We start from the raw sequence: 26,136 nt of genomic DNA on the forward strand, positions 1-26,136 counted from the left end.
TTATATAGTCCCAGTTAACTTTCTATTTTAAAGTCCCTTTCTAATAATTTTCTCAACACGCTGATAAAGTTAGCGTCGGGTTTTGCGGCAATTAACTGGCAAATCTCATCGCCAATAGCGGTAAATCGGTAATAGGTAAAAAGCAGGTGCGGGTTGTTGGGTTGCACGGTAAAACGGTCATGCACGAACTGTAACGGCAATTTTTCTTTGGTATCAAGCAAGCCTGTTTCAAACTCACTATTATGCAAAATGCCTGCATCCATTAAGGTTAAAATATTGGAATATGGCAATCCGTGTTGTGACAGGGGAATATTAATGTGGTTGTTTTTTCTGAAATATTGCTTCAATCCTCCGTTAGTGCGAAATCCGCTAAGTAATTTATAGCGATTATCAGTGCCTATTCGTGCTGACATCCCCAAGGCTTTTTCTAATAATATTGCTTCACGAAAGGTAAATTGTTTTAGTACCGCGAGTGAGCGCTGGCTGAAATTACCCGGTGAAACAATTTCACTGGCTAAAATTCTGGCCCATAAATCTTGCATCTTAGGGTTATGAATTTGCTCTGCCATTTGAAAAAATTGATATCCCCAGTCGGCATCTAAATCCACTCCCGTCACATCCGATGGCGTGTAATTAAGCGCCAGTGCAAAAATTGTTTCAAGGTTAGCTTGATGGGCGCTGAGCAATTTACGCTGACGATGTTGCGCTCGCTCAGCGACCGATGCAGTAGATGGACGATAATCGTCTTCACTGGCAAGTCCTAACATTCTGCCCAGCAATAATGTTTTTTTGCGTGCGGAAATATCAGTTGTTTCAGTTATTTTTTTATCGGGCTCAGCCATATTTTTATCCATCTACCAAAAATGTTGTGGGTAATCTATTTAGGGGCTTTGGGCCAATAGGTTTCCTGACCAGGTTTTGGCGTGCGAGGCACATTAAAGGCCAGTAATAATGAACATACCGCAAAGCCTGTGCCGATGAAAAACACATATTTAGGGGAGCTTAACCACAGCATGCCAAGCAGTACAGGAATGACGACCGCGGCAATGTGATTGATGGTAAAGCTGACCGACATAGTGGAAGCTATATCTTGTTTATCGGCGATTTTTTGAAAGTAGGTTTTCATGGCAATCGCCATTGCGAATAATAGATGGTCGATAACATATAAGCCTGCTGCGACTTGGGCATTTTCAACGAATGCATAACTGATAAAAATGATAATTAACCCAAGGTATTCAAATATCAGGGCATTGCGTTCACCTATACGACCGATCAAACGGCCAATAGCGGGGGCGAATAATAAGTTGATAACATAATTGATTAGAAAGAGTGCGGTGATTTCAGTAACGGAATAACCGAATTTTTCGACCATCATAAAGCCTGCAAATACCATAAAGATTTGCCGACGCGCCCCTGAAAAAAACGTCAGTAGGTAATACAGCCAGTAACGCTTACGCAGTAACAAATGTTTATGTTGGGTGGCATGAATGGTAAAGCGCGGAAAATAAACGCTCATCATCAGCACCATGCTTAACCCAAGTAATCCTATGATGGCATACATCCACACATAGTCTAATTTCAGCCATGTCATGGTAACCCAAATACTGCCATAACCAATCAAGGCCGCGGCTGAGCGCCATGCTAATGCCTTACCCATAAATCCGGGCGCTTCAGCTTTATCAACCCATTGCAGAGTGAGTGACTGATTGATGGTTTCGAAATAATGAAAACCCACAGACATTAAAATAGTGGTTAAGTACAGGCCAATAACTTGGGGGAAAAAGCCTGTAATGGCCACGCCAATGCATAACAGGGCCAGCGATAGTAAGGCAAAGGCTTGTTCGCGGATCAGTAGCAACACAAAAACGGCGGTAAAGGCTAAAAATCCGGGGACTTCTCGCAGGCTTTGCAATATGCCAATTTCAGCCCCAGTAAATGCCGCTCTTTCAATGACAAAGTTGTTTAACAACGCCTGCCAAACCGCAAAAACCATCGACATCACAAAGGTCATCCATAGCAATAGATGCTGCGGGTTTGCTTGGTAATTTGTTGTTGGTGAAGTGTCGAGTAATTGCGAAGTAGGCGAAGCCATAAAACACCTGAAATAGCGAACAATGGAGAATATCTGACCATAGTCGCAAAAAAACATTTTTATGGGAAGTGTAATTTATTTGTAAATAGTATTACGAAAAAACATCTAAATTTTAATGCAAATGATTATCAATTAGATTAATATGTTGCCGATTATTAAAATAACCTTAATTATTTAGGTGTAAGTGGAGAGTTGATATGAACAGCAAAATCTCACTATTGGCGATGACTTTAGCGAGTGTTATGGGGTTAGGTTCGTTTGCCAGTGCAAATGCAGCTAATGAAACTGATGCACTTGCTAAAGCCATTGCAAAGCAAGAGGCAGAAATAGCCGCGTTAAAGCAGCAGTTGAAGCTAATCACAGAACAGCAGCAGTCACAGTCTGCTCAACAACAAGTTGAACGCGATACCTTAACCTCAAAAGTTGAACAGGTTGCTGGTGAGGTTTCTAGTGCTCAGGATCGTTTCAGCCGATTCAGCTTTAAATCCTACGGCACGGCTAATTACACTAGCGATGAGTACTTCGATAACGTCCAGGACACCACGCCTGAGCGTCGTAACCGTTTTGACTTAGAACGCATAGTCACTGAATTTGGTTATCAATTTACTGATGAGTGGAGCATGGAAGTTGAAATTGAATACGAACATGGCGGTACGGGTTCATCACTTGAATATGATGGTTTTGATGAGTTTGGTGAGTTTGAATCTGAGGTAGAAGCGGGCGGGGAAGTCATTGTTGAAAAAGCTGAAATACGTTATCGCCCAAGCGAAGCCTTTGGGGTTAAGTTTGGTAATATTCATTTGCCAATTGGTTTAACAAGCATATTACATAAACCTAATCAGTATCTTACTGTGCAACGCCATAAAAGCGAAGCCGCAATGTTACCTGCGGTTTGGAATGAAAATGGTATTGGCGTTTATGGCCAAGTCAGTGATTTTCATTATCAAGCCCAAATTGTCAGTGGCTTAAATTCTGAATATTTCCGCACTTATGATTGGTCTGCATCAGGCCACCAAAAACGTTTTGAACATGTGAATGGTGACGACTTAGCTTTTGCTGGCCGTTTAGATTACGGCAACTTTAAAACAGGAAGTGCTGTGGGTGTCGCCTATTACTATGGCAATACTTCAGGCAACCGCCATAAAAGCAACAAGTTAGATGTTGATGGTGCGATCAGCATTGTCTCAGTTGCAGGGGCATTTGTAGAAGGCCCATGGATTTTACGCGGCCAATACCTTTACGGCACCTTAGATAATACTGATGCCATTACCCAAGCCAATAAAACCACCCCTGGTTTACGTCCTGGTAACTTTGCCCAGTTAGGGTCTGAATCACAATCCTTCTTTGTTGAAGCGGGTGTGAAGCTTGATAGTTGGTTCAATATTCCTGTCACTGTTTTTGCCAATATTGATTACTCAAACCCATTAATGGCTGTCGAAACGGGCACTGCCACCAAGCGTTTTGAAAATACCTGGAGCAGCCTAGGGGTGAACTACTTCCCAATTCCTGAAGTGGTGATTAAAGCTGAGGGCGGTTTACATCAAGTGGCGGTTGCCAGTATTCCAGACACAAATTTTTTTGCTTTAGGCGTGGGTTACCAATTCTCGCTATAAACCATTAAGCATCTATTTATTTTTGCTACACATTTACTTGATATACATGGAGTTATTATGAAATTTACCTATTCAGCCGTTGCACTATCTCTAGTTATCAGCTTGTCAGCTTGTGGCGGTTCTGGTTCAGATGAAGCCACCCCGACGACCCCAACTGTACCAGATAACCGTTTTTCATTTGTGGCAACAGAGATGATTACCAACTTAACTGATGACGTTATTGTTGCGGGGTATGCCGATTTAGCCGCAAAAGGTGAGGCATTATTATTAGCCACACAAAGTTTGATTAACACTAACTCGCAAGCCGACTTAGTGGCAGCACAAGCGGCATGGAAAGCCGCTCGTCAGCCATGGGAGCAGGGCGAATCGCATATTTTTGGTCCTGTTGACTCGTTAAGTATTGATCCGCATTTAGACAGTTGGCCACTCAACACTTCTGACTTGCAAACACAGTTAAACAGCGCGGCAGGTTTTGATGCTGAAACCATTAAAGGTTGGAATGATGACGTACAGGGTTTCCACACCATGGAGTATTTATTATTTGGTGATGGTGTCAATGATAACAACAAAGACATTACTGAGCTGACTGTGCGCGAGCGCGAATATTTAGTGGCCTTAGCTGAAGTGTTTCGTGATTACACTAAGCAGTTAGATGATGCATGGCAAATTAGCCATAACCCACAAGATGCCAATGCATTACCGTATGCGGAGTTATTAAAGGGCTCTGGCACGGTGAATAACACGATTTACTCATCTGAACTTGCGGTGATTGAAGAGTTGGTTAACGGCATGATAGGCATTGTTGATGAAGTTGGTAACGGTAAAATTGCTGATCCATTTGGTGACTCATTAGCCACTGCAGACACCTCAAAAGTAGAGTCTCAATACTCGTGGAACTCATTAACAGACTTCGCTAATAACATTATTGGTGTACGTAACGTGTACCAGGGTGAATATACAGGTGCAGCAGACAAGCAAGGCATTATCGACTTTGTTGCCGCCGCCGATGCCACTTTAGCAACCCGAATTGCCAGTGAAATTGATGATGTGATTTTAAAAATTCAAGCGATCAAGGGCAGTAATGACTTGCCATTCCGTCAAGCGATTTTGGATGCCGATGGCCGTGCCCGTGTGCAAGTTGCAGTGGACGCGTTATCTAAATTACAAACGTCTTTAGAGTCAGACGTATTGCCATTGTTATCTAAATGGAAAGCCAGTTAACACTGCACTCATTAGCCTCTGCTTTTATTGAAGCAGGGGCTTTTTTTACACATAACACAGTGTGAGTTATATGATGAAAATAACACGTAAATCTAACACCTTAATGTCAGTGATGATGACAATAGGGTTAATTGGATGTGGTGGTAGCGGTGATGAAACTACCGTGCCCCCTGAACCTCCTGTTGTTACTTACCCAGCGTTTACCGATATGACTGCCGCCGGGGGTGCAACGACCACCTATAATGCCAATAATTCTGGCCACGGCTTTTCAACCCCTGCACCGAACTTGTCAGAAAATGAACTGGCGTTGCATTTAGAGGGCGACGTTAATTTTGAAGCATCTTTTACCACAGCGCCAAATACCGAGCACCCAGAATTAGATGGCTTAGGCCCAGTATTTAATAATGCAGATTGTAACTCTTGTCATCAACGCGATGGCCGTAATTCAACGCCATTTTTAGCGGCAAATGAAACCCGAGTGAAACTTGGCTCTGCCGCTGGGATCTTTTTAAGGATCAGTAAAGCGCCTGATGAGGTATGTACGCAAGGGACAGCAAACAATAACTACTGTGCGCCAATTGCCGTGCCTGATTTTGGCGGACAACTATTTCATCGCGGCGTATTAAAGGCGAGATCCGATTGGGAAAGTAACGCTTTTGTCGGTCAGGCTGATGTGTACTTGTCTTATGAACGTAGCGAAATCACCTATGCCGATGGCAAAGTCGTTAAATTGAAAAGGCCATTGTTTGAGGTTGAAAACCCCTATGATGCCCCTGGCGAAACCAAACAAAGTGCCAATGTGACCTCTAACTTACTGCAAGATGACGTACTGATGGGCTGGCGTAATGGCATGCCTGTATTCGGGTTGGGTTTATTAGAAGCCATTCCCGAGGCAGATATTTTAGCTAACACGGACGAAAACGATGCTAATGGTGATGGCATATCTGGCCGCGCTAACTGGGTATTTGATGCTATAAAAGCCAGAGATGGAGTCGAGCATCCTGTATCACTTGGGCGTTTTGGTTGGAAGGCCAATACGCCCAGTGTCAGAGTGCAATCACTCGGGGCATTAAGAGGTGATATTGGTATCACTAATCCATTGTTCCCTGATGAAAGCATTGCCGGCACCAGTTTGCATGATGCGTATTTAACTCGTACTGGGTTTGTGGATACTGGTAGCGATGAAAATGGCGCGCCAGAAGCCGATGCAGCCTTTAGTGATGCTGTGACTTTTTATGCAGAAACCTTAGCCGTGCCCGCAAGACGCAATGTAGACAATAGTGATGTACGAGAGGGCGCACGCTTATTTGAACATATTAATTGTACAGGCTGTCATGTGGCATCTTTTACCACCAAAACCGTAGGCGACATTGGCGGCGAGCCGATGAGCGACAGCTTAAAAGGTCAAGTGATATATCCTTTCACTGACATGTTATTGCATGACATGGGTGATGAGTTGGCTGATGGTCGTCCTGACTTTTTGGCCAATGGGAATGAATGGCGCACTCGTCCGTTATGGGGCATAGGGTTAACACAAACCGTTAATCCGCAAGCAGGCTTTTTACATGATGGCCGCGCAGCAACGTTGGAAGAAGCCATTTTATGGCATGGCGGTGAAGCTAGAAAAAGCCAGCAGGCGTTTATGGCATTAACCCTGGCAGAGCGTGAGCAAGTGATCGCGTTTTTAATGTCGCTTTAGCGGTTTTAGCCGAAGCGTTTACTTGCCACCAATTTGCAGCAAACAACTTGGAAAGAGTAACAGGTATTAGACTAAAACAAGCAAGGTATTACCTTGCTTGTTTTTTTTGATCTTACTTTGATGTTAATCACGTGATCTGTTTCAAGGTCACGATGGTTTTTATCAAGTAATATAACAGTATTAATGACTTGATTAGGCGGCCTTATGACTCAGATCCTTCTTGTTTATTCCAGTGTGCATGGACAAACGCGCAAAATATGCGAATACATTCAACAAAAAGTACAGCAGTCTGATCATCAAGTGACCTTAGCCGCTTTAGATGACGTTACTGACCTTTCTGGCTTTGATAAAATTTACATAGGTGCCAGTATTCGCCACGGTAAGCATCGGCCAGCGTTGTACGAATTTATTCAGCGTCATCAGGTACAACTTGAAACCAAACCCAGCGGTTTTTTCTCGGTCAGTTTAGTGGCCCGTAAACCCCACAAAAATACCCCTGAAACTAATGCCTATATGCAAGCTTTTTTGCAGCAAACGGTTTGGAAACCCAAATTACTACAAACGTTTGCCGGTAATTTAGATTATCAAGGTTATGGGCCAATGGATCGTAATATTATTCGCTTTATTATGTGGATCACTAAAGGACCAACTGACCCAAATACAAAAGTTGAATACACAGACTGGCAAAAAGTGGATGCTTTTGCACGACAAATGGTAGAGGCATAACTCAATGGCGTTGTTGCCTATTTGGCGTAGCATTCAAACAAAGTTGCATGGGATTGTGTTAGTGATGGCACTAACATTGGTGTGCACGAGTCCGTGGATATTGATTGGTAAACAACTTAGATCTAACGCAGGATTTTGGGACATATTTCATGTTTATGGTGGACTGTTCACTGCAGTGATTGCGGTACTATTTGCCATCAAAGTGTGTGTGAAAGGTCAATGGCGCTTGTTTTTCCCTTGGTTAGTGGCTGATTTTAATCAACTTAACGCCGATATTTCTGGCATGGTAAAAGGTCGCTTACCGCTGTCAGGTGGTAAAGGTCTACTGAGTGTGATTGAAGGTGTTGGTGTTATCTTGCTGTTGCTGGTGGCCTTATCTGGCGTAATTTGGTATCTGGCGGATCCCAGTGATGCCTTAATGTGGCGCAGTTATCATCAGGTATTGGCGCAAGGCTTTATTGGATTTGTTGTCATTCATGTGCTGTTGGCACTACTGCATATTCGCGATTTTTTCGGTTAATTCACTCATCTGCTTATTTTTACCATTAATTAACATTATTTAATTCCTCCCCCTTGCTATTTATGTTGTCGAGAGGTCTAATCGCGCCGCTTTTTAGCATATTTTTGGAGATGGATAAATGCGAACTGCCCTTTGTTGTTTATTGCTTTTAGGCGTGATAAGTGTGAGCGGTTGCAGTGCAACTCCAAACACCTTTGCCTCAAAAGTGAAGTCTGAAGGTGTACAACACCTTGATTTATCTCAGCAATGGGAACAAGGCGATAAAGATGTTAAGACTGGAAGTGAGCAATTAAGGGAAGGCCGTCAGTTAGTGCAAGAGGGGAATCTTGAAATCCGCGAAGGTGAACGATTAATGGCAGAAGCGCAATTGGCTGCAGAGCGTCATCGCCAGACTTTTCAAGCTTTTGCAAGTAACTTGCAAGGGGCACAATCGGGTAAGCGCGCCGCAGAAATGTTGCAGAAACTAGAAGATATTAGCGATCTTTGGGAAGATGCCGACGAAAAGTACCTTGATGGCAAAGAGCTGATTGAAGATGGCAATACTAAGCTAGCCGAAGGCGAAAGTGCCATTGAGCAGGGACAAAGTTTAGTCAACAGTGGTCGTAATCGTATGTCGCAAGCTGAAGCTAAATATCAACAACGTGCAGGCAAAGGGCTTGTTGAGCAAATGTACATTGAAGAGCAACCGCGAAACTTCTAAATTGCGCCAATAAAAAACCGATATTGTGAACACAATATCGGTTTGCATGGCCCAGACCATATACAGGCCCAGGGTGTTACTTTTTCAGCGCCAAATAGTTCATCACATTGACTAAGTCATCAAGAGTACGCATTTCGTTCATATTGATAGCGTATTTGTCGTTAACAATGAATGTTGGCACGCTTTGAATGCGGAACATCACTTGCTGTTGACGCCATAAACTCAGTTTTTTCTCGGTTTCAGGGCTATCAGCTAATGCATCATATTTCGCGCCATCGATATCAAATTTAGCAAACACTTTTTTGATATCATCTCGGCTATTTATTTCTGGTGCGTGTTCATGGCCTGGCGCGCTATGGTCGTGGCCTGAGTCGTTGCCTTCACCTTGAATCGCCCCAAACATCGCCACTTTTAAGGCTTCTTGGTTATCGAATGTGTGAATAACGGCTAATGCCCGCATAACCTCGGTGCCGATGTCGCTATTCATAAAATCAACGTGCTTGGTGTCGAATGTGACTTGCTTGTCTAAACCCGCTTTGATTTCAGGTAAGTACTTGGTTTCCATATTGAAACAGTTATGACAATAAAAAGAGAAGAACTCGGTCACTTTAGGCTCGCTAGGAACCATTTTATTGGAAATTTGAGTATAGTGTTTGCCTTCAACAAATTGAGCGGCAAAGGTGCTCAAAGGAGCAATGGCTAAGGTAACGGCTAGTGCTAAATGTTTAAACATGAAAACCTCAAAAAGTATGTTTATCAATAGTATTTACTGGGCTAATGATGACATATTTTGTCAAAGTCTGCGGCTATATTTGTGTGATCCGGTTGTGATTTGCGACAAATATTCGAATTTGCTAATCAGCTTTGTGATGTTAAGCGTTAGGCTACTAAGCTTTTGTCGCGCAGAGTTTGCCAGGCTTCACACACTTCTTTAAAGCGATCTGCGTTACCCTGATCACGATCAGGGTGCCACTTTAAGGCCAATTTTTTCCATTGTCTTCTGATGTCTCTATCGGACGCGGTTTCATCCAGTTCGAATACTTTTAACGCATGGCCTTTATTCATTAACTGAATATTTATCCCAATGTATTCCTGGTAGCTACTCCAGAAGGATTCCAGCATTTCACGCACCACATTGACGCAGGTATCGTAATTTTTCCAATCTAGGTAGTAGTCACGCAGCGCAGCGTCTTGACGATGTAACAAGTCGGCATTACCCGGGACAATCCGGAATAATTGGATTTCCATAGATTTGACTTGAAGCCATTGTTTTGGCAACAAAATGTCTTGTAATTCATACAGCGCATTCATTAATAAGAAGTTACGTTTAAATAGGTCTTTTTCAGGCAGGGGATCTAAGTCGTGCATTAAGCCTTTATTTTGTAATTCAGTGGCAAGATGGTGCACTTTCCAGCTTTGGTTTGACGACTGCAGCACACTTAACAACGGCCAAATAAGTGGATTGTCACCTTTTTGAGCCGTCATCTTTGAAGATGACTCTGTTAACGCGGCGGTTGAATGTTTTTCAAATAACATGACAAGCGTCTTCATCCTGATTTGGCGATAAAAAATACTATGCCATAGTGAGGATGCAAGGAAAAGCAGATTTTTACGCCGTTAATATCTGAGTAATTACGCAATATCTGCGAACAATGCAGGCAAAGTATTCTAATTTGGTATAAAATTCGCCGCAATAAAAATGGGGGCACAGACCAATGACAGACAAACACTATATAAGCGCACAACAATTACTTGAAGATTCATTTCGTTTAGCCGCGCAAGTTTATGAATCTGGCTTTAGACCGCAATTTATTGTTGGCATTTGGCGAGGCGGCGCGCCAATTGGTATTGCTGTTCAAGAATATTTTGATTTCAAAAAAGTGGAAACAGACCACATCGCTGTGCGTACTTCATCTTATTACGGCATTGGTACAGACAAGCAAGATAAGAATATTAAAGTACATGGCTTGCATTACATTATTGAAAATGCCAATGCTAGTGATGGTTTATTGATCGTTGATGATGTGTTTGATTCTGGTCGCAGCATTCATGCCTTAATTGGCAAATTGCAAAAGTTTATGCGTTTAAATATTCCCAGTGATATTCGCGTAGCTTGCCCATACTACAAGCCAAGCAACACGAAAGTGCCATTAAAACCTGATTATTTCATTCATGAATCTGATGAGTGGCTAGTGTTCCCACATGAAGTCACGGGTTTAACCCCTGAAGAAATTGCAAACGGTAAAGGTGATTTTAAAAACATCCAAGATTTATTTATCTAAACTGGGTATTTTTACAACAAATTTGCTAGAATAGTAAACATTATACTAGTGCGCCAACAAACTTTGTTGGCGCACTTTTTTATCCACCGACTTTTGCTAAACAAGAAGAATTGATTACCCTTATGGCTTCTGTTGAATTATTTACCCCAGCCCCTGTCAAAAAGCGTCAGCTTGAGTTGTTAGCTCCGGCCAAAAATGCCGACTATGGTATCGAAGCCATTCGTCATGGCGCAGATGCTGTATACATTGGTGGGCCTGCTTTTGGCGCGCGTCATAATGCAGGAAATAGTGTTGAAGATATTGCCCGTCTTGCTGAGTTTGCCCATCGTTATCATGCCCAGGTGTTTGTGGCGTTGAATACAATTTTGATGGATGACGAACTGCCTAAAGCACAGCAATTGATTTGGGACTTATACCATGCTGGTGTAGATGCGCTGATTATTCAAGATATGGGCGTATTGCAATTAGATTTGCCGCCAATCGCCTTGCATGCCAGTACGCAGATGGATAACCGTACCCCTGAAAAAGCAGTCTTTTTAGAGCAAGTTGGTTTCTCGCAGGTTGTGTTGGCCCGTGAGTTGAATATTCCTCAAATTCGAGACATTGCCGCTAGCACCAAAATGAAACTAGAGTTTTTCATTCATGGCGCCTTGTGCGTGAGTTACAGCGGCTTATGTAATTTAAGCCATGCTTACTCAAATCGCAGTGCCAATCGAGGTGAATGTTCGCAAATGTGTCGTTTGCCGTGCAATTTAACCACGCGTGATGGTGATGTATTAGCCGAGAATCAGCACTTATTATCACTAAAAGATAATAACCAAACCGATAACCTAGAAGCCTTAATTGATGCGGGGGTCACCTCGTTTAAAATAGAAGGGCGGTTGAAAGATATTACTTATTTGAAAAACGTCACCGCCCATTATCGTAAGCAGCTTGATGCGATTATTGATAAGCGCAGTGATTTAGAGTCAATTTCCCATGGGCGTTGTGAGTTTAACTTTACCCCTGACCCAGATAAAAGCTTTAACCGAGGTAAAACGGATTACTTTGTTAATCAACGTACCGAAGCGATTGAGCACTTCAGTTCACCAAAGTTTATTGGTGAAAAAGTAGGACGTATTACTCAGGTAGGTAAAGATTTTATCAAAATCGATACCACAGAGAGCGGCAAGGATATTGTCTTTAACAATGGTGACGGTTTGTGCTTTTTTGTTGAACATTATGAAACCCAACGTTTATCTGATGATAAACTTGCTGGCACACGAGTTAACCGAGCTGACGGCAATACTTTATACCTCACTGAAGTACCAAAAGATTTAAAAGTTGGCGTGATGATGTTTAGAAACTTTGACCATAAATTTGAGTCAACGTTAAACAAAGATTCTGCTAGCCGTAAAATCAGTGTTGATATGCAGTTTTTTGATACAGATGACGGAGTGGCTATATCGCTAACCGATGCGCATGGTATTAGCGCGAGTGTAAGTTTGCAGTGTGAAAAGCAAGCTGCAAACGATCAGGCTAAATCGGCTGCAAACCTTAAAAAGCAGTTAGGTAAATTAGGCAGTACAGATTTTGTTGCCAATAAAATTAATTTACTCGCTGAGCAAGTATGGTTTTTACCATCGTCAGTGGTTAACGAATTAAGACGTGATGCGGTTGATGCCTTAATGTTGGCAAGGGCCAATGCTTATCAGCGTCCAGCGCGTTGGTTACACGATAAAAATGCGCGCTTCCCACAAAAATCGCTTAGCTTTTTATCCAATGTGGCGAATGAGCAAGCGCGTAGCTTTTATGAGCAACACGGTGTTATTCAAATGGAAGACACCTACGAAAAAAATAAAGTACTGCATGATGCGCCATTAATGGTGACTAAGCATTGTTTGCGTTACAGCTTCAATTTATGCCCTAAAGAAGTTGAAGGCATAAAAGCGGATCCCATGTTTTTAGATGTGGGTAAAGATAAATTGAAATTAGTGTTTGATTGCCAAAAATGCGAGATGATGATTGTTGGCTCAAATCAAATGGTAAAAAGTTAAGTTGTTTATCAACTGCCCGTAAAGAAAAATTAGGCTATGCCTATTAAAGCGTTAATTCACTAGGAAAAATAGACAAATGAGTCAAAGTAAAAAGTATGCATCTCGTGTGTTTCAAGCTGATAGCGGCTGGAAAACAGAAATCACTCGCCGTATGACAGCAACTAAAACGGTTGTGTCAAAAAGTCATGACGGTTTTGCGACAGAAGCAGAAGCAACAGCATGGGGCGAGGAAGCATTAAAAGGCTTCTTAGGCAAACAAGCTGAACGCAATAAACGTAAAACAGAGAAGCACTTAAAAGCAAAAAGTATTGCTGCTGCAATCGCGGCTGAATCAGGTGAGTCTGATGAAGATATTCAAGAAGATGACGATGAAGAGCTTGGTTAATTGTTCTTGTTGTTGAATATGCTGTAAATTGTTAAAGATAAGTTTCAAAAAATGGCTGTTGTGATATATAGTTGGTCGATAATCTCGGCTGTTTTGTATCAATATCAAAATGGCCTCATCAAAGGGTGTTGATGTTTTTTTTAAAGGGAAATGTGAAATGAAATTGTTTGCTGCAAAAAAGCTTTGGTTGGGGCTAGTGTGTCTGGTGCCATGTGCTTTGCTGTTTGCAAAACCATATTTTCCTATCAATACGATTTTTGGTGATGATAACCAGAGTATTGGCAAAGTCGAAATGCCTAAAGATGTACAGCAATTAACAGACTTTGCCTCTAAATTCGGCTTTTTACCCCCACTTAATTGGAAGCTGGCATTTCATGAAATGCAGGGCGATATGTTTATGGCTGAGTTTATTCCAGCTAATGAATCATTAAATGATTGGAGTGGCCTTGTATGTATGCAAGGTTTTAAAGGGTTGGCTAACGACATTGAGCCGCAAAAGTTTCTTGATGGGATGGCCGACACTTATGCCGAAAACTGCGAGGGTAAAGTGGTTTATACCGTTTTAGGCACATCCAAGGTTGAAGGTTTGGATGCGGTACACGGTATTTTAGGTTGTACAGTGATGCCAAACATTCATCACGCCTCGGTTTTTGTTGAAAAAGATTTTGCCAGTATTCCTAAAGGCGAAATTGGATTTTTTACGGTAGTCAGTGGCTCGCAAGATTTGTATTTATTGCACAAGTCGATTCGACAATCCGTGTTTAGAGAAGATGAACCTCCAATTAATGCCAATAATTATCGTGAGTTTATGGCAAACAATTAATCCTAATTTTGATTCATTTTTCAGCTTATGCTGAATAATTATAATGACAATCTGTTGTTGAACCTCCTAGTGCATATATCTAATCCTTAGTATAAAACGTATAATTGCCGCGATTTTATGGTCATGATGACTAGTCAATCTTTTGTGGTGCCATACGTTTAACTGGCGTGTGGATAATCGGGAAATCAGTGTAAATCTGATACTGCCCCCGCAACGGTGAAAGGTTAGGGCGATGTGTAATATCACATGGCTTGTTTGTAAAAAGCATTATGCTTACAAAATACCTCAGTCCGGAGACCGGCCCTAAAGATGATTTTGAGATTTCGGTGGGCAGATCTTAAGATGTAATAAGCTATTTTCAAATACTATTGCGCGTGTTAATTTGAAAGCGTTTTATTGCGACGCAACTGCCCCATTTTCCCTTTTAGGAGTTAAAGGTAAATGGGTATTAATCCAACAAAATTAGCCTTGTCATTAAGCGCTATTCTCGGACTTTCAAGTCTTTCTTTGCCTACGTTTGCCGCCGATGCGCCATCAAACGCAAATGATGCTTCGCGTCAATCTGAAGAGACTATGGTGGTAATAGGCCGTAGTGTTGATTCACCCTTAAACATTGCTGCCAATGTAAACGTTATTGATGCTGCTGACATTCAAATGAGTGGTGCAACAAACTTAGGTGATCTATTACGTGGACAAAGCGGAATCCAAATTTCCAATAACAATACTGGTCCAGTATTTTCAATGCGAGGTTTTAGCGCTTCACAAGCTGCAAATAACACCCTTATTTTGGTTGATGGACGCAGACTGAATAACATTGATATAGCGGCGCCAAGCATCAGTGCCCTTTCATTAAACCAAATTGAACGTGTGGAAATTTTAGCGGGTAGCTCAGGGGTGTTATACGGCGATCAAGCCGTTGGCGGCGTCATTAACATTATTACCAAAAGCCCGACTAACACTGGTGGTGGTTTGGCATTGTCAGGTGGTAGCTTTGATACGTTTGAAGCAAAAGGGGATGTGTCAGGAGCCATTAATGATACTTGGCAATATTACCTCGCGGGTAATTATAACGAATCGGATAATTATCGTGATGATAATGATAATAAAACCAGCTCTATTTTAGGCCGTTTACAATATAAAACTCAAGTTGAAGATTTTTATGTTGAAGCAAACTATTTTGATAATAATCGCAAAACACCTGGATCATTATCAAAGGAGCAGCTGGAACAGAATCCACGTCAATCGAATCCTTGGAATAAAGGGGATTCTCTCCATGAAATGACCACAGCTTTGCGCAGCGGCTATCATTATCAAATTTCTGATACTTGGACGCTAGGCGCTGATGTGAGTTATAGCGACAGTAATAATACCAATTTCCAATGGGGAAGTTATGGCCGTAATGACCGAACGCTATTGTCGATTTCTCCAAAAGCGGTAGCCAACTATCAAGTTAAAAATGGCGAGTTAAAGATCATCACAGGTATCGATTATAACCTTGGTGAGTCTATTTTCAGCTGGGGCAGAAGTAATCAACAAACCCAAAGCAGTGCTTATATTCAGGCCAGCGTACCTTTAACGACTTCATTGTCTTATGTCGTTGGTGGTCGTTATGCTAAAGCTGAAGATGAGTTAGTTGATGGCAATGTGTATCCAAATGGGATCGATTTGGATCAAGATGAAAATGCATTCGAGTTGGGGTTAAATTATCGCCCAAACAACGCGCATCGCTTATATATTCGCGCCGATGATAACTTCCGTTTTGCTAAAGTTGACGAGCAAGCTTATACCTCTCCAGGCACAGTGGGATTAAAACCACAAGTGGGTCGCTCGTATGAGGCTGGATGGGATTATATCAATGACATTCACAGCCTTAAGCTAAATGTGTTTCAACTTGATTTAGAAGATGAAATTATTTGGGACCCCAGTGCGCCTAAACCGATTGGCGGCAGCTTTAATGGTGCTAACGTAAACGCCGACGCTTCACGTCGATATGGTATTAGCCCAAGCTATGATGTGCAGATCACGCCAAACTGGTTACTCGGTTTGTCCTATGATTACATTGATGCAGAGTTTACCGAAGGCGTGAATGATGGCAAAGCGCTGTCATGGGTAGCTAAACATAGCGGCAGAGGTTACATCAGTTATGATTTTGCTGAAAACTGGCAAGTATTTGCTGAAGGTATTTATACCGGCGAGCGCTTTATGGAAGGCGATAATGCCAATGTTGATGCTAAATTAGATAGCTATGTGCTGACCAATATTGCCCTCAATTATACACAATCTCAGTGGTCAGCAAGTTTACGCGTTGATAACTTACTGGATGAGGACTATGTTAGTGCAGGTTATTATTCGGCATGGGGCAGTGGTTATTACCCAGGTGATGGGCGTAATATTCGTTTAACTGCTGGATATCGTTTTTAAGCGCTGTTTTTAAATACTAAAATGGTTAATTCAATCCAGTTAATGTAGAAAATAGCCGCTTAAGATAGATTTATTAATCAAAATTTAGGTTAATTTATAAAGCGACTATACTTTATTAAGCCAACAAGTTTTTTGTTGGCTTTTTTATGATATTGTTTTCCGAACAGCCAAAATACGAATGAATAATTAAGGTGACAGTGGCTTATGACAAACCTTGAGCAAAGAGTATTAACTCAAGTCAGTGCGATTATTAGTAATGAAGAACAGGTGATCGGACGTCGTGGCATTCTTGTGCCGTTAAAAAAAGCACTAATCAATGAAGCTAATATTAAGATTATTATTGATATTGTGTCAGAAGATCCCGCGTTGGCTGCCCATTTGCTGTTACGCAGTAATACTGCAGTTTCAGCGGGTCTGGTATCGACAAAAAATCGCAGTATAAAAGACGCGCTGATCCGTTTAGGTCAGGTGAATATCTATCGTTATGCGTTTTCTTTTTATCTAAAAGAACGTTTAGATGAATTAGAGGAACCTTATAAAAAATTGGTAAAAGGCTACTGGAAGCTCAATGAAGTCATTGCGGTTGATTCTGTCTCATTGTTAAGAGAAGAAACAGACAAAGGTAACGCTTTAAAAATTGATGCTGATGAAATGCAAACCTTAGCCCTATTTAGTGTGTTTGGACAGGTCATCACTTTAACGGCATTTGCTTATTTAAACAGCGAACAAGAAAGACCTATCTCGCTGAAAGTCATAAAAAGTTTAATTGATAGTCATCAACAGACATTGTCTATTGAGGCATTTGAATCATTAGGGCTAGATGATGATTTACGCAATGAATTTTTGATTGCACATAATCTGCAACAAACAACCAACCCTGACTCAGCAGGGCTGCTGTTACGTCGTGTGTTGTCAAAACGTGGTTTACTGATTAACCCTTTGTAGTTGCAACCCTTCCTGAGCCACTAACTCTAACCATTTTTGAATTAAGTTAGCATTAGTGGCATCACGTCTGTACGCTCCAAATAGCGGACGTTTTAATCCTTCAGCGCCTAATTTTACCGAGGTGAGATTTAAGCCTTGGCTTTCTTTAATCGACCATGTCGGTAACGCGGCCACTCCATCATTACACGCCACACGTTGAAGCAACATTGACGTTAAATCACATTGCTTTTGCTCACCAATTTCAATGCCTGCTGGTTCTAAAAAGTGCTTGTAAATATCTAAGCGAGTCAGTGGCACTGGATAAGTTAATAACGTCTGTTTTGCAAGGTTTGCCGGGCTAATAAATGCCTGCGCAGCCAATGCATTATCGTTAGCAACCACAAGTTTTACTTCAAAATCAAAAAGATGTTGATAGGCCAATGTATGCCCAGGTACAGGATCTGACGTTAACACTATGTCGAGTCCGCCTGTTTCAAGCGCATTTAACGAATCAAAAAGATGACGGCTTGAAATATCAATCTGCGCGTCAGGCGCTTGCTGCTTAAACGCCTCAATCACTGGCATTAACCACCTAAAACAACTGTGACATTCAATGCCTAGTTTCAGCTGTTGGTTTTCACCTTCTAAGCCACGCTTTAAGTCTGATTCGGTAGCAATTACCTTCGGCAGAATTTCTTCAGCAAGATTCAGTAAACGGGCACCTTCATGGGTAAAGGTTAACGGTTTACTTTTACGCACAAAAATAGCGGAGTTAATTCGGGTTTCTAATTCTTTAATCTGATGAGAAAGTGCCGATTGGGTTACAAAGCGTTTCTTAGCCGCTCCCGCTAAGCTGCCACTTTCCTTTAACGCCATTAAGGTGCGAAGGTGTCTAAGTTCTATCATTACTCACTCCACATGAAACTTACTCAACTTACCGATGAAATCAATTCGATTGCCTGGCTGCAGGTTAGCACAATAAACTTCTAGACGTCCAGACGCCTGTGTGGTTTTTTTACATTAAGGTAACAACAATTTGCTCATCCACAAGGAAAGTAGTATGAAAATTACAAATCTCGGTTTCCCTCGTATTGGTCGTCAACGTGAACTTAAATTTGCTTTAGAGAAGTATTGGCGTGGTGAAATCGATCAAAGTCAGTTAGTTCAAGTGGCTGATGAGCTAAAAAAATTGCATTGGGATTGGCAATCACAGGCTGGAGTTGAATTATTGCCCGTGGGTGATTTTGCTTATTACGATCAGGTGCTTACCCTTAGTGCAACATTGAATGCTGTGCCTAAGCGTCACCGAGGTGTTGATAGCCAAGGTAATGAATCCCCAATCGACTTAGACACATTATTTCGCGTAGCACGTGGTAGGGCACCCAGCGGTCAGCATGCTTGCGCGGCAGAAATGACCAAGTTTTTTAATACCAATTATCACTACCAAGTGCCTGAACTGAGCCAAGACCAGCAGTTCAATATTGCCTACACGCAAGTTTTTGATGAGGTGGATCAGGCGCAATCATTTGGCTATCAAGCTAAGCCGGTGTTATTGGGGCCTGTGACTTATCTGTATTTGTCGAAAACGATCGGTGAGTTTGATAAGTTAAGTTTATTGCCGCAATTACTCGAAGCCTATCAACAAATTTTAACCCGTTTTGCTGAGCAAGGTGTCAGTTGGGTACAGTTAGACGAGCCTATTCTAGCAGCTGATTTATCGGCTGATTGGCAAGAGGCGATACGTCATAGTTATCAGGTTTTGGCACAGCATAAACCGCAATCAGTAAGCCTATTACTAGCCAGTTATTATGGTTCTATTGTCCATCATCACACCTTAGTCAGCGCTTTACCGGTTGAAGGGCTTCACCTGGATTTAATCAGTGATAAAAACCAACTGGCGTTATTTACTGCCACATTATCAGCGGAGCAAGTGTTGTCGATAGGGGTGATTAATGGTCGTAATGTGTGGGCAGCAGATGTCGATTTGATTGCCGAACAAATACAATCAGTGGCAACAGATTTAGGGGATAGATTATGGATAGCGCCGTCCTGTTCATTACTGCATTCTCCGGTTGATTTAGATAGTGAGCAGCAATTAATTCCAGAATTACAGGGGCAATTGGCTTTTGCTAAACAAAAGCTTTTTGAGTTAAACGATTTACAGGTTTTATTAAGCAATGCTGATCAACAGGCTAAACAGTTGATTATTGCGCGCTGCCAATCTCGCCGCAAAGCTAAGGCCGCTAATGCCGATTTGCAAGTCATTGACCGTGTTGCAAAACTAAAAGCGAGTGATTTTGAGCGTGATAGTGAGTTTTCAAACAGGATATTTGCCCAACATCAAAAACTAAAATTACCATTACTACCCACGACTACCATAGGTTCTTTCCCACAAACCCCAGCGATACGAGGACTACGAAGCCGTTGGCGTAAGGGCGAGGTGAGCGACCAACAATATCAAAGCCAGCTACAGTTGGTGACTAAAGACACCATTGAGCGTCAATTAAAGTTAGGCATTGATGTGTTAGTGCATGGTGAAGCTGAACGTAATGACATGGTGGAGTATTTTGCCGAATATCTCAATGGCGTTGGTTTTACTCAATTCGGTTGGGTACAGAGTTACGGATCACGCTGTGTTAAACCACCATTAATTTACGGTGATGTAAGCCGTCCAAAAGCCATGACAGTTGAGTGGGCTACCTATGCTCAAAGTTTGACTGAAAGCCAGTGAAGGGAATGTTAACGGGGCCTGTGACTATCTTACATTGGTCGTTTGCCCGTGAAGATATCAGTCGTGAAACTATTGCGAATCAAATCGCGTTGGCGATTCGAGATGAAGTTGTCGATTTAGAGCAAGCTGGTATCGGTATTATTCAAATTGATGAGCCGGCGTTTAGAGAGGGTTTACCCATCAAGCAAACTGAGTGGCAGACATATTTAAATTGGGCGGTGGATGCATTTAGACTGTCAGCCGCAGGAGTTGAAGACCAAACACAAATTCATACCCATATGTGTTACAGCGAGTTTAACGACACGATTGAAGCGATTGCGGCGATGGATGCTGATGTGATAACCATAGAAACATCACGTTCGCATATGGTGTTATTAAACGCATTTGAAAGCTTCGCGTATCCAAATGATATTGGCCCAGGGGTATATGATATTCATTCACCTAATATCCCGTCGGTTGAAGAGATGGTTACGTTAATGAGTAAAGCCGCTGATAAAATTCCGGTAAAACAGCTGTGGGTGAATCCGGATTGTGGATTAAAAACACGCACCTGGGATGAAGTCGAACCCGCACTGAAAAACCTAGTTGAAGCGACTAAAATTTTACGCCGTCAGTTTTAACATAACCTGATTTTAGATGTGGTTGATACGGTTTAGTCAACTGCACCAAGATCTCCTCTAATTCAAATTTGCTAAAGGTTTATGCATCACGTGGTAAGCCTTTTTGAATGCTGCGAATAACCCTTTGGGTTTTACGGCTTAGTGGCGTAATGGGGTGAATATCTTGTGCCGCTAATTTGGCTTGCTGTTGTTTAATTGCCCATTCAATGTGTTCCAGTACTAATTCCCCTATATCTGCTTCAAGCGCTTTTTGCTGCAGCGCTTCAATGATATTCAAATTGGCGGGGGCATTTCCTAATGCAACGGCAATGTTGCGTAGCCACAATGTGTGGCCAATTCGACGAATAGCACTACCTTCGGTGAGACTTAAAAAAGTTTTTTCTGACCATGAAAAAAGGCTAAGCAGATCCGGTTGCAGCAGTGTTGGCCGAGTATAGAAATCCGTTTCTTTGGTTAGGGGGGCTTTGGCGTTGACAGGGCAAACTAATTGGCAATCATCACACCCATATATACGGTTGCCGATTAATGGCCTAAATTCTTCAGGAATGGCTGTTTGCAACTCAATGGTCAAATAGGAAATACATCGTCTAGCATCAACCACATAGGGTGCGACTATGGCGTCAGTTGGACATGATTTAATGCACGCCACGCAAGTATTACAACCTTCAGCTATTGGAATATCTGTCGGTAAGGGGAGATTAATTAATAACTCACCTAAAAAAAACCAACTGCCAGCATCGGGGTGTAAAATTAAAGAGTGCTTACCCGTCCAGCCAAGTCCCGCTTTCTCGGCGAGGGGGCGTTCTAATATCGGTGCTGAGTCAACAAAAGGGCGAAAGTCCGTGTGGTCAACATCAAGCTCTTTACAATAAACATCGATTTTTTCGCCGAGTTTTTTCAAACGTTGGCGCATGAGTTTATGATAATCACGCCCGCCAGCGTAACGGGAGATATAGCCTAAGTTGGGATCAGTTAAATTACTGGCAAAACCTGCATCAGGCGGCAAGTAATCCATGCGAGCACTAATAACCCTAATGCAACCGGGATGCAGCTCTGCAGGCCGGGCACGCATCATACCGTGATTAGCCATGTAACCCATGTCACCGTGATAGCCTTTATCCAACCAAGCTTGCAGATCCGCTTCATGTTCAGATAGGTCGACATCGGTAATGCCAATATGCGCAAAACCCAACTCTTTGCCCCATTGCTTAATTTGTCGAGCAAGCTTGGCAAGTTGGTTTACACTTAATACTGAATGTGGCATTTGGGGCATCAAAGAGACTGTACTTTCAGACATGGTTAATCGTTCAATTTGAGTGAATTTTCCTGCTGATTATACGCTATCTGTAACGGACTATCGTTTTTTTTCATCAAGCGGACTGATGTGGTTTCTGTCTTACAGACTTCGGAGTCGTTATTGAAGCAACTTACTTGTTCGTTAAGTTTTATATTGGTTTTATTGTTTAGCTATCACACCACAGCTAATGAATCGTTGATGGTGATTGCCGAAGATTGGCCACCGATGAGCTATCGTATCAATGATAAACCTACAGGCTATGCGGTTGAGCTAATTCAGACCTTGCAGCTACAATTATCCCAAACCGATCCCATTGTGTTTTTACCTTGGGCAAGGGCAAATCAATTAGGTCAATCGCGTAAAAATGTGCTGTTAATTGCGATGTCCAAAAACCCACAACGAGTGAATCAGTTTTCATTTGTGGGTCCTATAGCCGAAGGCAGTATGGGAATATTTGTTCGAAAAGATGATGCTATTCAATTGAAAAATTTAAATGGTTTGACTAACCAGGGGAATATTGGAGTGTATCGTGATGGTGATTGTCAGCAAACACTAAATCAAACTCATGCCACACAGCTAGCCGTGGCGAGCTATCCCGAGCAAACGGCAAAGCAACTATTGTTATCTAGAGTGCGTTTTTGGTGTCAGGCAGATTTGGGCGTGCCTTATACCTTAAATCAAATAGGTAAAAATAAATCAGATGTTAGAATGGCATATCAAATCAAACCACTCGCAATTTATTTGGCTTTCTCTGACGGGACCTCTCCTGAGCTTGTTCGGCAATGGCATCAAGCGCTCGGTCAATACATGCAAACCCCTGAATATACAGCTTTGTATCAAAAGTGGTTTGAAACTGATTTACACCCAAATCAACCAAAGATATTTGCGGTGAGTCATTAAGCGCTTATAACGCAATTTCTACCAGCAGATTTAGCCTTATATAGTGCGCTATCTGCTTTCAATAGTAATGGGGATAATTCAGTTTCATGCTCAAGGGTTGCGACCCCTGCGCTAACTGTTTGTACCAAACTCGGCGCAATATGACTCCAGTCATAATTGGCAATACAATCCAATAATCGCTGAGCAATTTCCATTGCGGTATTATGTGCGATATTGGGTAACAGAATTAAAAACTCTTCGCCACCCACACGACCTACAACATCGCTTTCACGCATCATTCCCATGGTTAATGATGCTAGTTTCATTAATACTTTATCGCCAACATCGTGACCAAATTTGTCATTGACTTGTTTGAAGTGATCCGCGTCAAATAAGATAATCGAAAATGGCTGGCTAGAGAGTTTCGCCTGTTTGATGAAGTGTTCGCTTTGAGCGTAAATAGCACGGCGATTAGATAAGCGAGTTAGTTCATCCGTTAGGGCTAAACTTTGGTATTTACGCTTACGTTTAAGCTGTTTATATGCAAAAACAGACACTATGATTAAAATAATGGCTACCAGAACAATAATCACGATTTGCAAACTTTCATTGCGCTGCATAATCTGCAATTGTAATTCTTTAACTGTACTGACTTCTAATAAATTTTCATTTTCAGCCAGTACTTTATCGGTATTAAATCGGGTTTGCATTTCGGCATTTCGGTCAGACATAATTTGCTTGTCTAACGAAAGGTGCATTTCTAAAAAAGCACTCAAGCTTTTATAGGCATTTTCAATGTCGCCTTTAGCGTGATAAATTTGGCTTTGCAGTTGTAGATTTTGGCTTTCACCGCGTCGATTACCACCGCGTTTGAAATCGATAGACGCTTTTTGGCTATATTCAAGCGCTTTATCCAACTCATTTTTAACCAAATATGCTTTGGCAAAGAATAAGCTCATAAAGCTATGCTGGCCGTCATACTCCACTGGAATATCAGGTTCAGCCTGTATCAACAGCGCTAACGCTTTGTCTACTTCACCTTGGTTGATAAGGTTGCCTGCGATATTCACTTGAGTGCTAGCGATGGCATTGGTTTCTTTTTGAGATTGCCAAAATTTGAGTGATTTATAAAAGCGCTCATTAGATTCTTTGAAACGCCCTAGTTCTTCTAATGAAAAAGCAATTTGGACATTAACGTTGTCGGCTTCAAACAACATGCCGGAATTTAAGTATGTTTGTTCCAGTTTTGTTTGATATTTTATTGCGGTTTCAGGGTCACCAAAGCGTCGATAGCTGGCCGCGAGATTATTTAAATTATCGTTTGCCCAGTAGGTGATATTGAGTTTTTCATAAAGGTGCTGCGCGGTAATTAAATCTTCTAAAGCTGTGGCGTAATCACCTTGGTAAGATTCCATCGCGCCACGAATACTGCGGCCATCGGCAATTAATCTGGGATTTTCAAGCTGGTAAGCATTGCTAATGGCTGTAGAGATATCTTTAAATGCGCCATCCATTTGGCCTACATATTGTTTGTAATAACCTAAGCATAGTAATAAATCGGTATTGATTTCTGAAGGGTAGGGCTCTGCATAAATAAGCAGTTGTTGTTCTGCGTATTGAATGGCTTTGTCTAGTTCAGCTTGAGTCTCTGATGGTTGATTCCAGCAAGTTAAGCGGACTAATAGTTTTTGACGGATTTCATCATCATTGTCGATAATACTTTTGTATTCAGTTAATAAGGCATTGGCCTCTTCTGCCGTGTAATCAACAAGATCAAACTTTTGATAAATCTCATCCGCACGAGCATTTTCGTAATATTCGGCCTTCGCGGGGTGGGATAAAATAATAGTTAATAGCAGGTTAATGCTAAAAAAAATACACAGTCGTTTATTCAATATTATTGGCCACTTAATGATTTTTTATTTTATTTATTTTAAACATTTAAGATTGTTCAAGCATATTTAAGGTATTACAAACTAATTCTAACGGGTAATCTTTGATTTAACAAATTTAACGCTAGCGCTACCTTGGTGTAACAGGCTTCTAGAGCTTGGTTCTGTTTGATCATCTGTTATTGATGTCGCTGTTTGCAATTTAATGCTCTGGCGCGTATAACGTCGCGATTATCTTACTTGCTTTTGAAAGACTGTTGATATGATTTTTACGATTAGTGTGCGCTTGATGTTGATGACTTTGTGTTTGGCTTCATTTTCTGGGCAGGCCAAAGGCAATCTTGAAACCTCGGGAGATGCGCTTCACATCGCATTGCCTGCAGCCGCTCTAGTTGCAGCCTTGACCGTTGAGGATGACTATCAAGGGACATGGCAATTAGTCCAAGCAGGTGTGTCTAGTCGGCTAGCTGTTGAAGCATTAAAATGGGGCGTTGATAAACAAAGACCCGATGGCAGTGGCGATGATTCTTTTCCATCAGGCCATACAGCCGACAGTTTTGCCGCCGCAACTTTTATAAATCAACGCTATGGTTGGGAATATGGAGTGCCGTCTTATATTGCAGCATCTTATGTGGCTTACACTCGGGTGGCGAGTGATAAGCATCATGTTGAGGACGTGCTCGCTGGCGCGGCGATAGGTATGCTAGCGGGGTGGTATTTTACCGACCCTTATGAAGATATTAGTATCATCCCTTTGGCGAATAATGGCACTTATGGTGTGTTTATTAGCGGGCGTTTTTAATTGAAAGAAGGTGTAATTATGGTTGAGCAGACTTATAAAGAAACGGCAAAAACAGTTTGTTATAACGTAGCAAATAAAGTGCTGCCGATGGATCAGTTGCCTGATGGTTTAAAAGAAGCTTACGAAGGCATGTTTGAAGAGCTAATTGCCGATAAGGCGCAAGCATTTAGCTTGGCATGGGGTAAACTTCCAGCCAGCGCACAAAAGCTTATGTCTCAGGCCGAGTTTCATGGTTTTTATATTGCCAATGCTTGGATGCAATTGAGCCGTGTTGCCCAAGAAATTGCAGATAGCAATGATACTGAAGAAGAAATGAACGATAAAGAATATGATGGCGTGTTTGGTCGTTTGGCGGAGCAATCATTAAAAGAATGTTTACGTAAACTGAAAAAAGCCCGCACAGACAGAGTTATGCTGAATAGCTTCAAAAAGGTTATGGCCAAATAAACTGCTTTGTTCATTACCTTGGTTTA

At 41.8% G+C, this 26,136-nt stretch carries 21 protein-coding genes, 3 pseudogenes and 1 riboswitch; of the genes and pseudogenes, 17 read left to right on the plus strand and 7 right to left on the minus strand.

What is annotated here, in order from left to right; translation table 11 throughout:
* Positions 1-14: 14 nt before the first annotated feature.
* Together ORI98_RS04705 and ORI98_RS04710 are read right to left on the minus strand one after the other, a co-directional pair.
* A complete protein-coding gene (locus ORI98_RS04705) occupies positions 15-842 on the minus strand; it encodes a TIGR03899 family protein (protein ID WP_261297039.1) in 828 nt (275 codons plus the stop codon).
* 35 nt (positions 843-877) lie between these two features.
* Complete coding sequence (locus ORI98_RS04710; RefSeq protein WP_306134440.1) at positions 878-2,092, minus strand: MFS transporter; 1,215 nt, start codon at positions 2,090-2,092, stop codon at positions 878-880.
* 197 nt (positions 2,093-2,289) lie between these two features.
* Here ORI98_RS04710 and ORI98_RS04715 point away from each other — a divergent pair, with 197 nt between their 5' ends.
* The 6 genes from ORI98_RS04715 to ORI98_RS04740 all read left to right on the plus strand — a co-directional run bounded on the left by ORI98_RS04715 (position 2,290) and on the right by ORI98_RS04740 (position 8,571).
* Complete coding sequence (locus ORI98_RS04715; protein WP_261297037.1) at positions 2,290-3,705, plus strand: OprO/OprP family phosphate-selective porin; 1,416 nt, start codon at positions 2,290-2,292, stop codon at positions 3,703-3,705.
* 57 nt (positions 3,706-3,762) lie between these two features.
* Positions 3,763-4,926, plus strand: a complete 1,164-nt coding sequence (locus ORI98_RS04720; RefSeq protein ID WP_306134441.1) for an imelysin family protein — start codon at positions 3,763-3,765, stop codon at positions 4,924-4,926.
* Positions 4,927-4,999: 73 nt separating this feature from the next.
* Positions 5,000-6,625 (plus strand): di-heme oxidoredictase family protein, encoded by a 1,626-nt coding sequence (locus ORI98_RS04725; protein ID WP_371931119.1) that lies wholly within the window; start codon positions 5,000-5,002, stop codon positions 6,623-6,625.
* Between the two features lie 204 nt (positions 6,626-6,829).
* The gene (gene hemG, locus ORI98_RS04730; protein WP_306134442.1) at positions 6,830-7,351 is read left to right on the plus strand and encodes a menaquinone-dependent protoporphyrinogen IX dehydrogenase; all 522 of its coding nucleotides are present in this window, start codon (positions 6,830-6,832) and stop codon (positions 7,349-7,351) included.
* A 4-nt stretch (positions 7,352-7,355) separates the two neighbouring features.
* The gene (locus ORI98_RS04735; protein WP_261297034.1) at positions 7,356-7,871 is read left to right on the plus strand and encodes a cytochrome b/b6 domain-containing protein; all 516 of its coding nucleotides are present in this window, start codon (positions 7,356-7,358) and stop codon (positions 7,869-7,871) included.
* Positions 7,872-7,989: 118 nt separating this feature from the next.
* Positions 7,990-8,571 carry a hypothetical protein gene (locus ORI98_RS04740; protein ID WP_261297033.1) on the plus strand — a complete coding sequence of 194 codons (582 nt, stop codon included), beginning with the start codon at positions 7,990-7,992 and terminating at the stop codon, positions 8,569-8,571.
* Positions 8,572-8,647: 76 nt separating this feature from the next.
* Here ORI98_RS04740 and ORI98_RS04745 read toward each other — a convergent pair whose 3' ends face one another.
* Positions 8,648-9,304 (minus strand): thiol:disulfide interchange protein DsbA/DsbL, encoded by a 657-nt coding sequence (locus ORI98_RS04745; RefSeq protein ID WP_261297032.1) that lies wholly within the window; start codon positions 9,302-9,304, stop codon positions 8,648-8,650.
* Positions 9,305-9,450: 146 nt separating this feature from the next.
* The gene (locus ORI98_RS04750) at positions 9,451-10,107 is read right to left on the minus strand and encodes a DNA-J related domain-containing protein (protein ID WP_306134443.1); all 657 of its coding nucleotides are present in this window, start codon (positions 10,105-10,107) and stop codon (positions 9,451-9,453) included.
* Between the two features lie 179 nt (positions 10,108-10,286).
* Between ORI98_RS04750 and ORI98_RS04755 the strand changes: the two genes are divergently transcribed.
* The 7 genes and pseudogenes from ORI98_RS04755 to ORI98_RS04780 all read left to right on the plus strand — a co-directional run bounded on the left by ORI98_RS04755 (position 10,287) and on the right by ORI98_RS04780 (position 17,463).
* A complete protein-coding gene (locus ORI98_RS04755) occupies positions 10,287-10,853 on the plus strand; it encodes a phosphoribosyltransferase (RefSeq protein WP_261297030.1) in 567 nt (188 codons plus the stop codon).
* A 122-nt stretch (positions 10,854-10,975) separates the two neighbouring features.
* Positions 10,976-12,889 (plus strand): U32 family peptidase, encoded by a 1,914-nt coding sequence (locus tag ORI98_RS04760; RefSeq protein ID WP_306134444.1) that lies wholly within the window; start codon positions 10,976-10,978, stop codon positions 12,887-12,889.
* A gap of 76 nt (positions 12,890-12,965) precedes the next feature.
* Positions 12,966-13,265, plus strand: a pseudogene (locus ORI98_RS04765) (DUF3622 domain-containing protein); the annotation flags it as partial.
* Positions 13,246-13,290, plus strand: a pseudogene (locus ORI98_RS18135) (hypothetical protein); the annotation flags it as partial. The pseudogenes ORI98_RS04765 and ORI98_RS18135, both read left to right, overlap by 20 nt.
* A 141-nt stretch (positions 13,291-13,431) precedes the next feature.
* The gene (locus tag ORI98_RS04770) at positions 13,432-14,097 is read left to right on the plus strand and encodes a hypothetical protein (RefSeq protein WP_261297027.1); all 666 of its coding nucleotides are present in this window, start codon (positions 13,432-13,434) and stop codon (positions 14,095-14,097) included.
* 128 nt (positions 14,098-14,225) lie between these two features.
* Positions 14,226-14,418, plus strand: a riboswitch (cobalamin riboswitch).
* A 120-nt stretch (positions 14,419-14,538) separates the two neighbouring features.
* Positions 14,539-16,518 (plus strand): TonB-dependent receptor, encoded by a 1,980-nt coding sequence (locus ORI98_RS04775; RefSeq protein ID WP_306134445.1) that lies wholly within the window; start codon positions 14,539-14,541, stop codon positions 16,516-16,518.
* 204 nt (positions 16,519-16,722) lie between these two features.
* Positions 16,723-17,463, plus strand: coding sequence for an HDOD domain-containing protein (locus ORI98_RS04780; RefSeq protein WP_306134446.1), 741 nt, complete (start codon positions 16,723-16,725; stop codon positions 17,461-17,463).
* On the opposite strand, the gene ORI98_RS04785 is transcribed toward ORI98_RS04780, so the two are convergent.
* Positions 17,443-18,348 carry a LysR family transcriptional regulator gene (locus ORI98_RS04785; protein WP_306134447.1) on the minus strand — a complete coding sequence of 302 codons (906 nt, stop codon included), beginning with the start codon at positions 18,346-18,348 and terminating at the stop codon, positions 17,443-17,445. The two genes, ORI98_RS04780 and ORI98_RS04785, sit on opposite strands and share 21 nt — an antisense overlap.
* 154 nt (positions 18,349-18,502) lie before the next feature.
* On the opposite strand from ORI98_RS04785, the pseudogene metE reads away from it, so the two are divergent.
* A pseudogene (metE, locus tag ORI98_RS04790) lies at positions 18,503-20,793 on the plus strand (5-methyltetrahydropteroyltriglutamate--homocysteine S-methyltransferase).
* 79 nt (positions 20,794-20,872) lie between these two features.
* Here metE and queG read toward each other — a convergent pair.
* Positions 20,873-22,066, minus strand: coding sequence for a tRNA epoxyqueuosine(34) reductase QueG (gene queG, locus ORI98_RS04795; protein ID WP_371931120.1), 1,194 nt, complete (start codon positions 22,064-22,066; stop codon positions 20,873-20,875).
* 144 nt (positions 22,067-22,210) lie between these two features.
* Between queG and ORI98_RS04800 the strand changes: the two genes are divergently transcribed.
* Positions 22,211-22,990, plus strand: coding sequence for an ABC transporter substrate-binding protein (locus ORI98_RS04800; RefSeq protein WP_261297021.1), 780 nt, complete (start codon positions 22,211-22,213; stop codon positions 22,988-22,990).
* Here ORI98_RS04800 and ORI98_RS04805 read toward each other — a convergent pair.
* Positions 22,987-24,864, minus strand: coding sequence for a tetratricopeptide repeat-containing diguanylate cyclase (locus tag ORI98_RS04805; RefSeq protein ID WP_306134449.1), 1,878 nt, complete (start codon positions 24,862-24,864; stop codon positions 22,987-22,989). The two genes, ORI98_RS04800 and ORI98_RS04805, sit on opposite strands and share 4 nt — an antisense overlap.
* Before the next feature lie 286 nt (positions 24,865-25,150).
* Between ORI98_RS04805 and ORI98_RS04810 the strand changes: the two genes are divergently transcribed.
* Positions 25,151-25,663: a phosphatase PAP2 family protein gene (locus ORI98_RS04810; RefSeq protein WP_261297232.1), complete on the plus strand. Its 513-nt coding sequence runs from the start codon at positions 25,151-25,153 to the stop codon at positions 25,661-25,663.
* A gap of 18 nt (positions 25,664-25,681) precedes the next feature.
* Positions 25,682-26,110, plus strand: coding sequence for a DUF3069 domain-containing protein (locus tag ORI98_RS04815; protein WP_261297019.1), 429 nt, complete (start codon positions 25,682-25,684; stop codon positions 26,108-26,110).
* The last annotated feature ends 26 nt before the right edge of the window (positions 26,111-26,136 follow it).

Source organism: Shewanella sp. ULN5, from assembly GCF_030731885.1.
GTDB lineage: Bacteria > Pseudomonadota > Gammaproteobacteria > Enterobacterales > Shewanellaceae > Shewanella > Shewanella holmiensis.

Excerpts from the sequence above, each read along its gene's own strand:
- ORI98_RS04705 (WP_261297039.1), bottom strand. The coding sequence starts at position 842 with ATGGCTGAGCCCGATAAAAAAATAACTGAAACAACTGATATTTCCGCA.
- ORI98_RS04710 (WP_306134440.1), bottom strand. The coding sequence starts at position 2,092 with ATGGCTTCGCCTACTTCGCAATTACTCGACACTTCACCAACAACAAAT.
- ORI98_RS04715 (WP_261297037.1), top strand. The coding sequence starts at position 2,290 with ATGAACAGCAAAATCTCACTATTGGCGATGACTTTAGCGAGTGTTATG.
- ORI98_RS04720 (WP_306134441.1), top strand. The coding sequence starts at position 3,763 with ATGAAATTTACCTATTCAGCCGTTGCACTATCTCTAGTTATCAGCTTG.
- ORI98_RS04725 (WP_371931119.1), top strand. The coding sequence starts at position 5,000 with ATGAAAATAACACGTAAATCTAACACCTTAATGTCAGTGATGATGACA.
- hemG (WP_306134442.1), top strand. The coding sequence starts at position 6,830 with ATGACTCAGATCCTTCTTGTTTATTCCAGTGTGCATGGACAAACGCGC.
- ORI98_RS04735 (WP_261297034.1), top strand. The coding sequence starts at position 7,356 with ATGGCGTTGTTGCCTATTTGGCGTAGCATTCAAACAAAGTTGCATGGG.
- ORI98_RS04740 (WP_261297033.1), top strand. The coding sequence starts at position 7,990 with ATGCGAACTGCCCTTTGTTGTTTATTGCTTTTAGGCGTGATAAGTGTG.
- ORI98_RS04745 (WP_261297032.1), bottom strand. The coding sequence starts at position 9,304 with ATGTTTAAACATTTAGCACTAGCCGTTACCTTAGCCATTGCTCCTTTG.
- ORI98_RS04750 (WP_306134443.1), bottom strand. The coding sequence starts at position 10,107 with ATGTTATTTGAAAAACATTCAACCGCCGCGTTAACAGAGTCATCTTCA.
- ORI98_RS04755 (WP_261297030.1), top strand. The coding sequence starts at position 10,287 with ATGACAGACAAACACTATATAAGCGCACAACAATTACTTGAAGATTCA.
- ORI98_RS04760 (WP_306134444.1), top strand. The coding sequence starts at position 10,976 with ATGGCTTCTGTTGAATTATTTACCCCAGCCCCTGTCAAAAAGCGTCAG.
- ORI98_RS04770 (WP_261297027.1), top strand. The coding sequence starts at position 13,432 with ATGAAATTGTTTGCTGCAAAAAAGCTTTGGTTGGGGCTAGTGTGTCTG.
- ORI98_RS04775 (WP_306134445.1), top strand. The coding sequence starts at position 14,539 with ATGGGTATTAATCCAACAAAATTAGCCTTGTCATTAAGCGCTATTCTC.
- ORI98_RS04780 (WP_306134446.1), top strand. The coding sequence starts at position 16,723 with ATGACAAACCTTGAGCAAAGAGTATTAACTCAAGTCAGTGCGATTATT.
- ORI98_RS04785 (WP_306134447.1), bottom strand. The coding sequence starts at position 18,348 with ATGATAGAACTTAGACACCTTCGCACCTTAATGGCGTTAAAGGAAAGT.
- queG (WP_371931120.1), bottom strand. The coding sequence starts at position 22,066 with ATGCCCCAAATGCCACATTCAGTATTAAGTGTAAACCAACTTGCCAAG.
- ORI98_RS04810 (WP_261297232.1), top strand. The coding sequence starts at position 25,151 with ATGTTGATGACTTTGTGTTTGGCTTCATTTTCTGGGCAGGCCAAAGGC.
- ORI98_RS04815 (WP_261297019.1), top strand. The coding sequence starts at position 25,682 with ATGGTTGAGCAGACTTATAAAGAAACGGCAAAAACAGTTTGTTATAAC.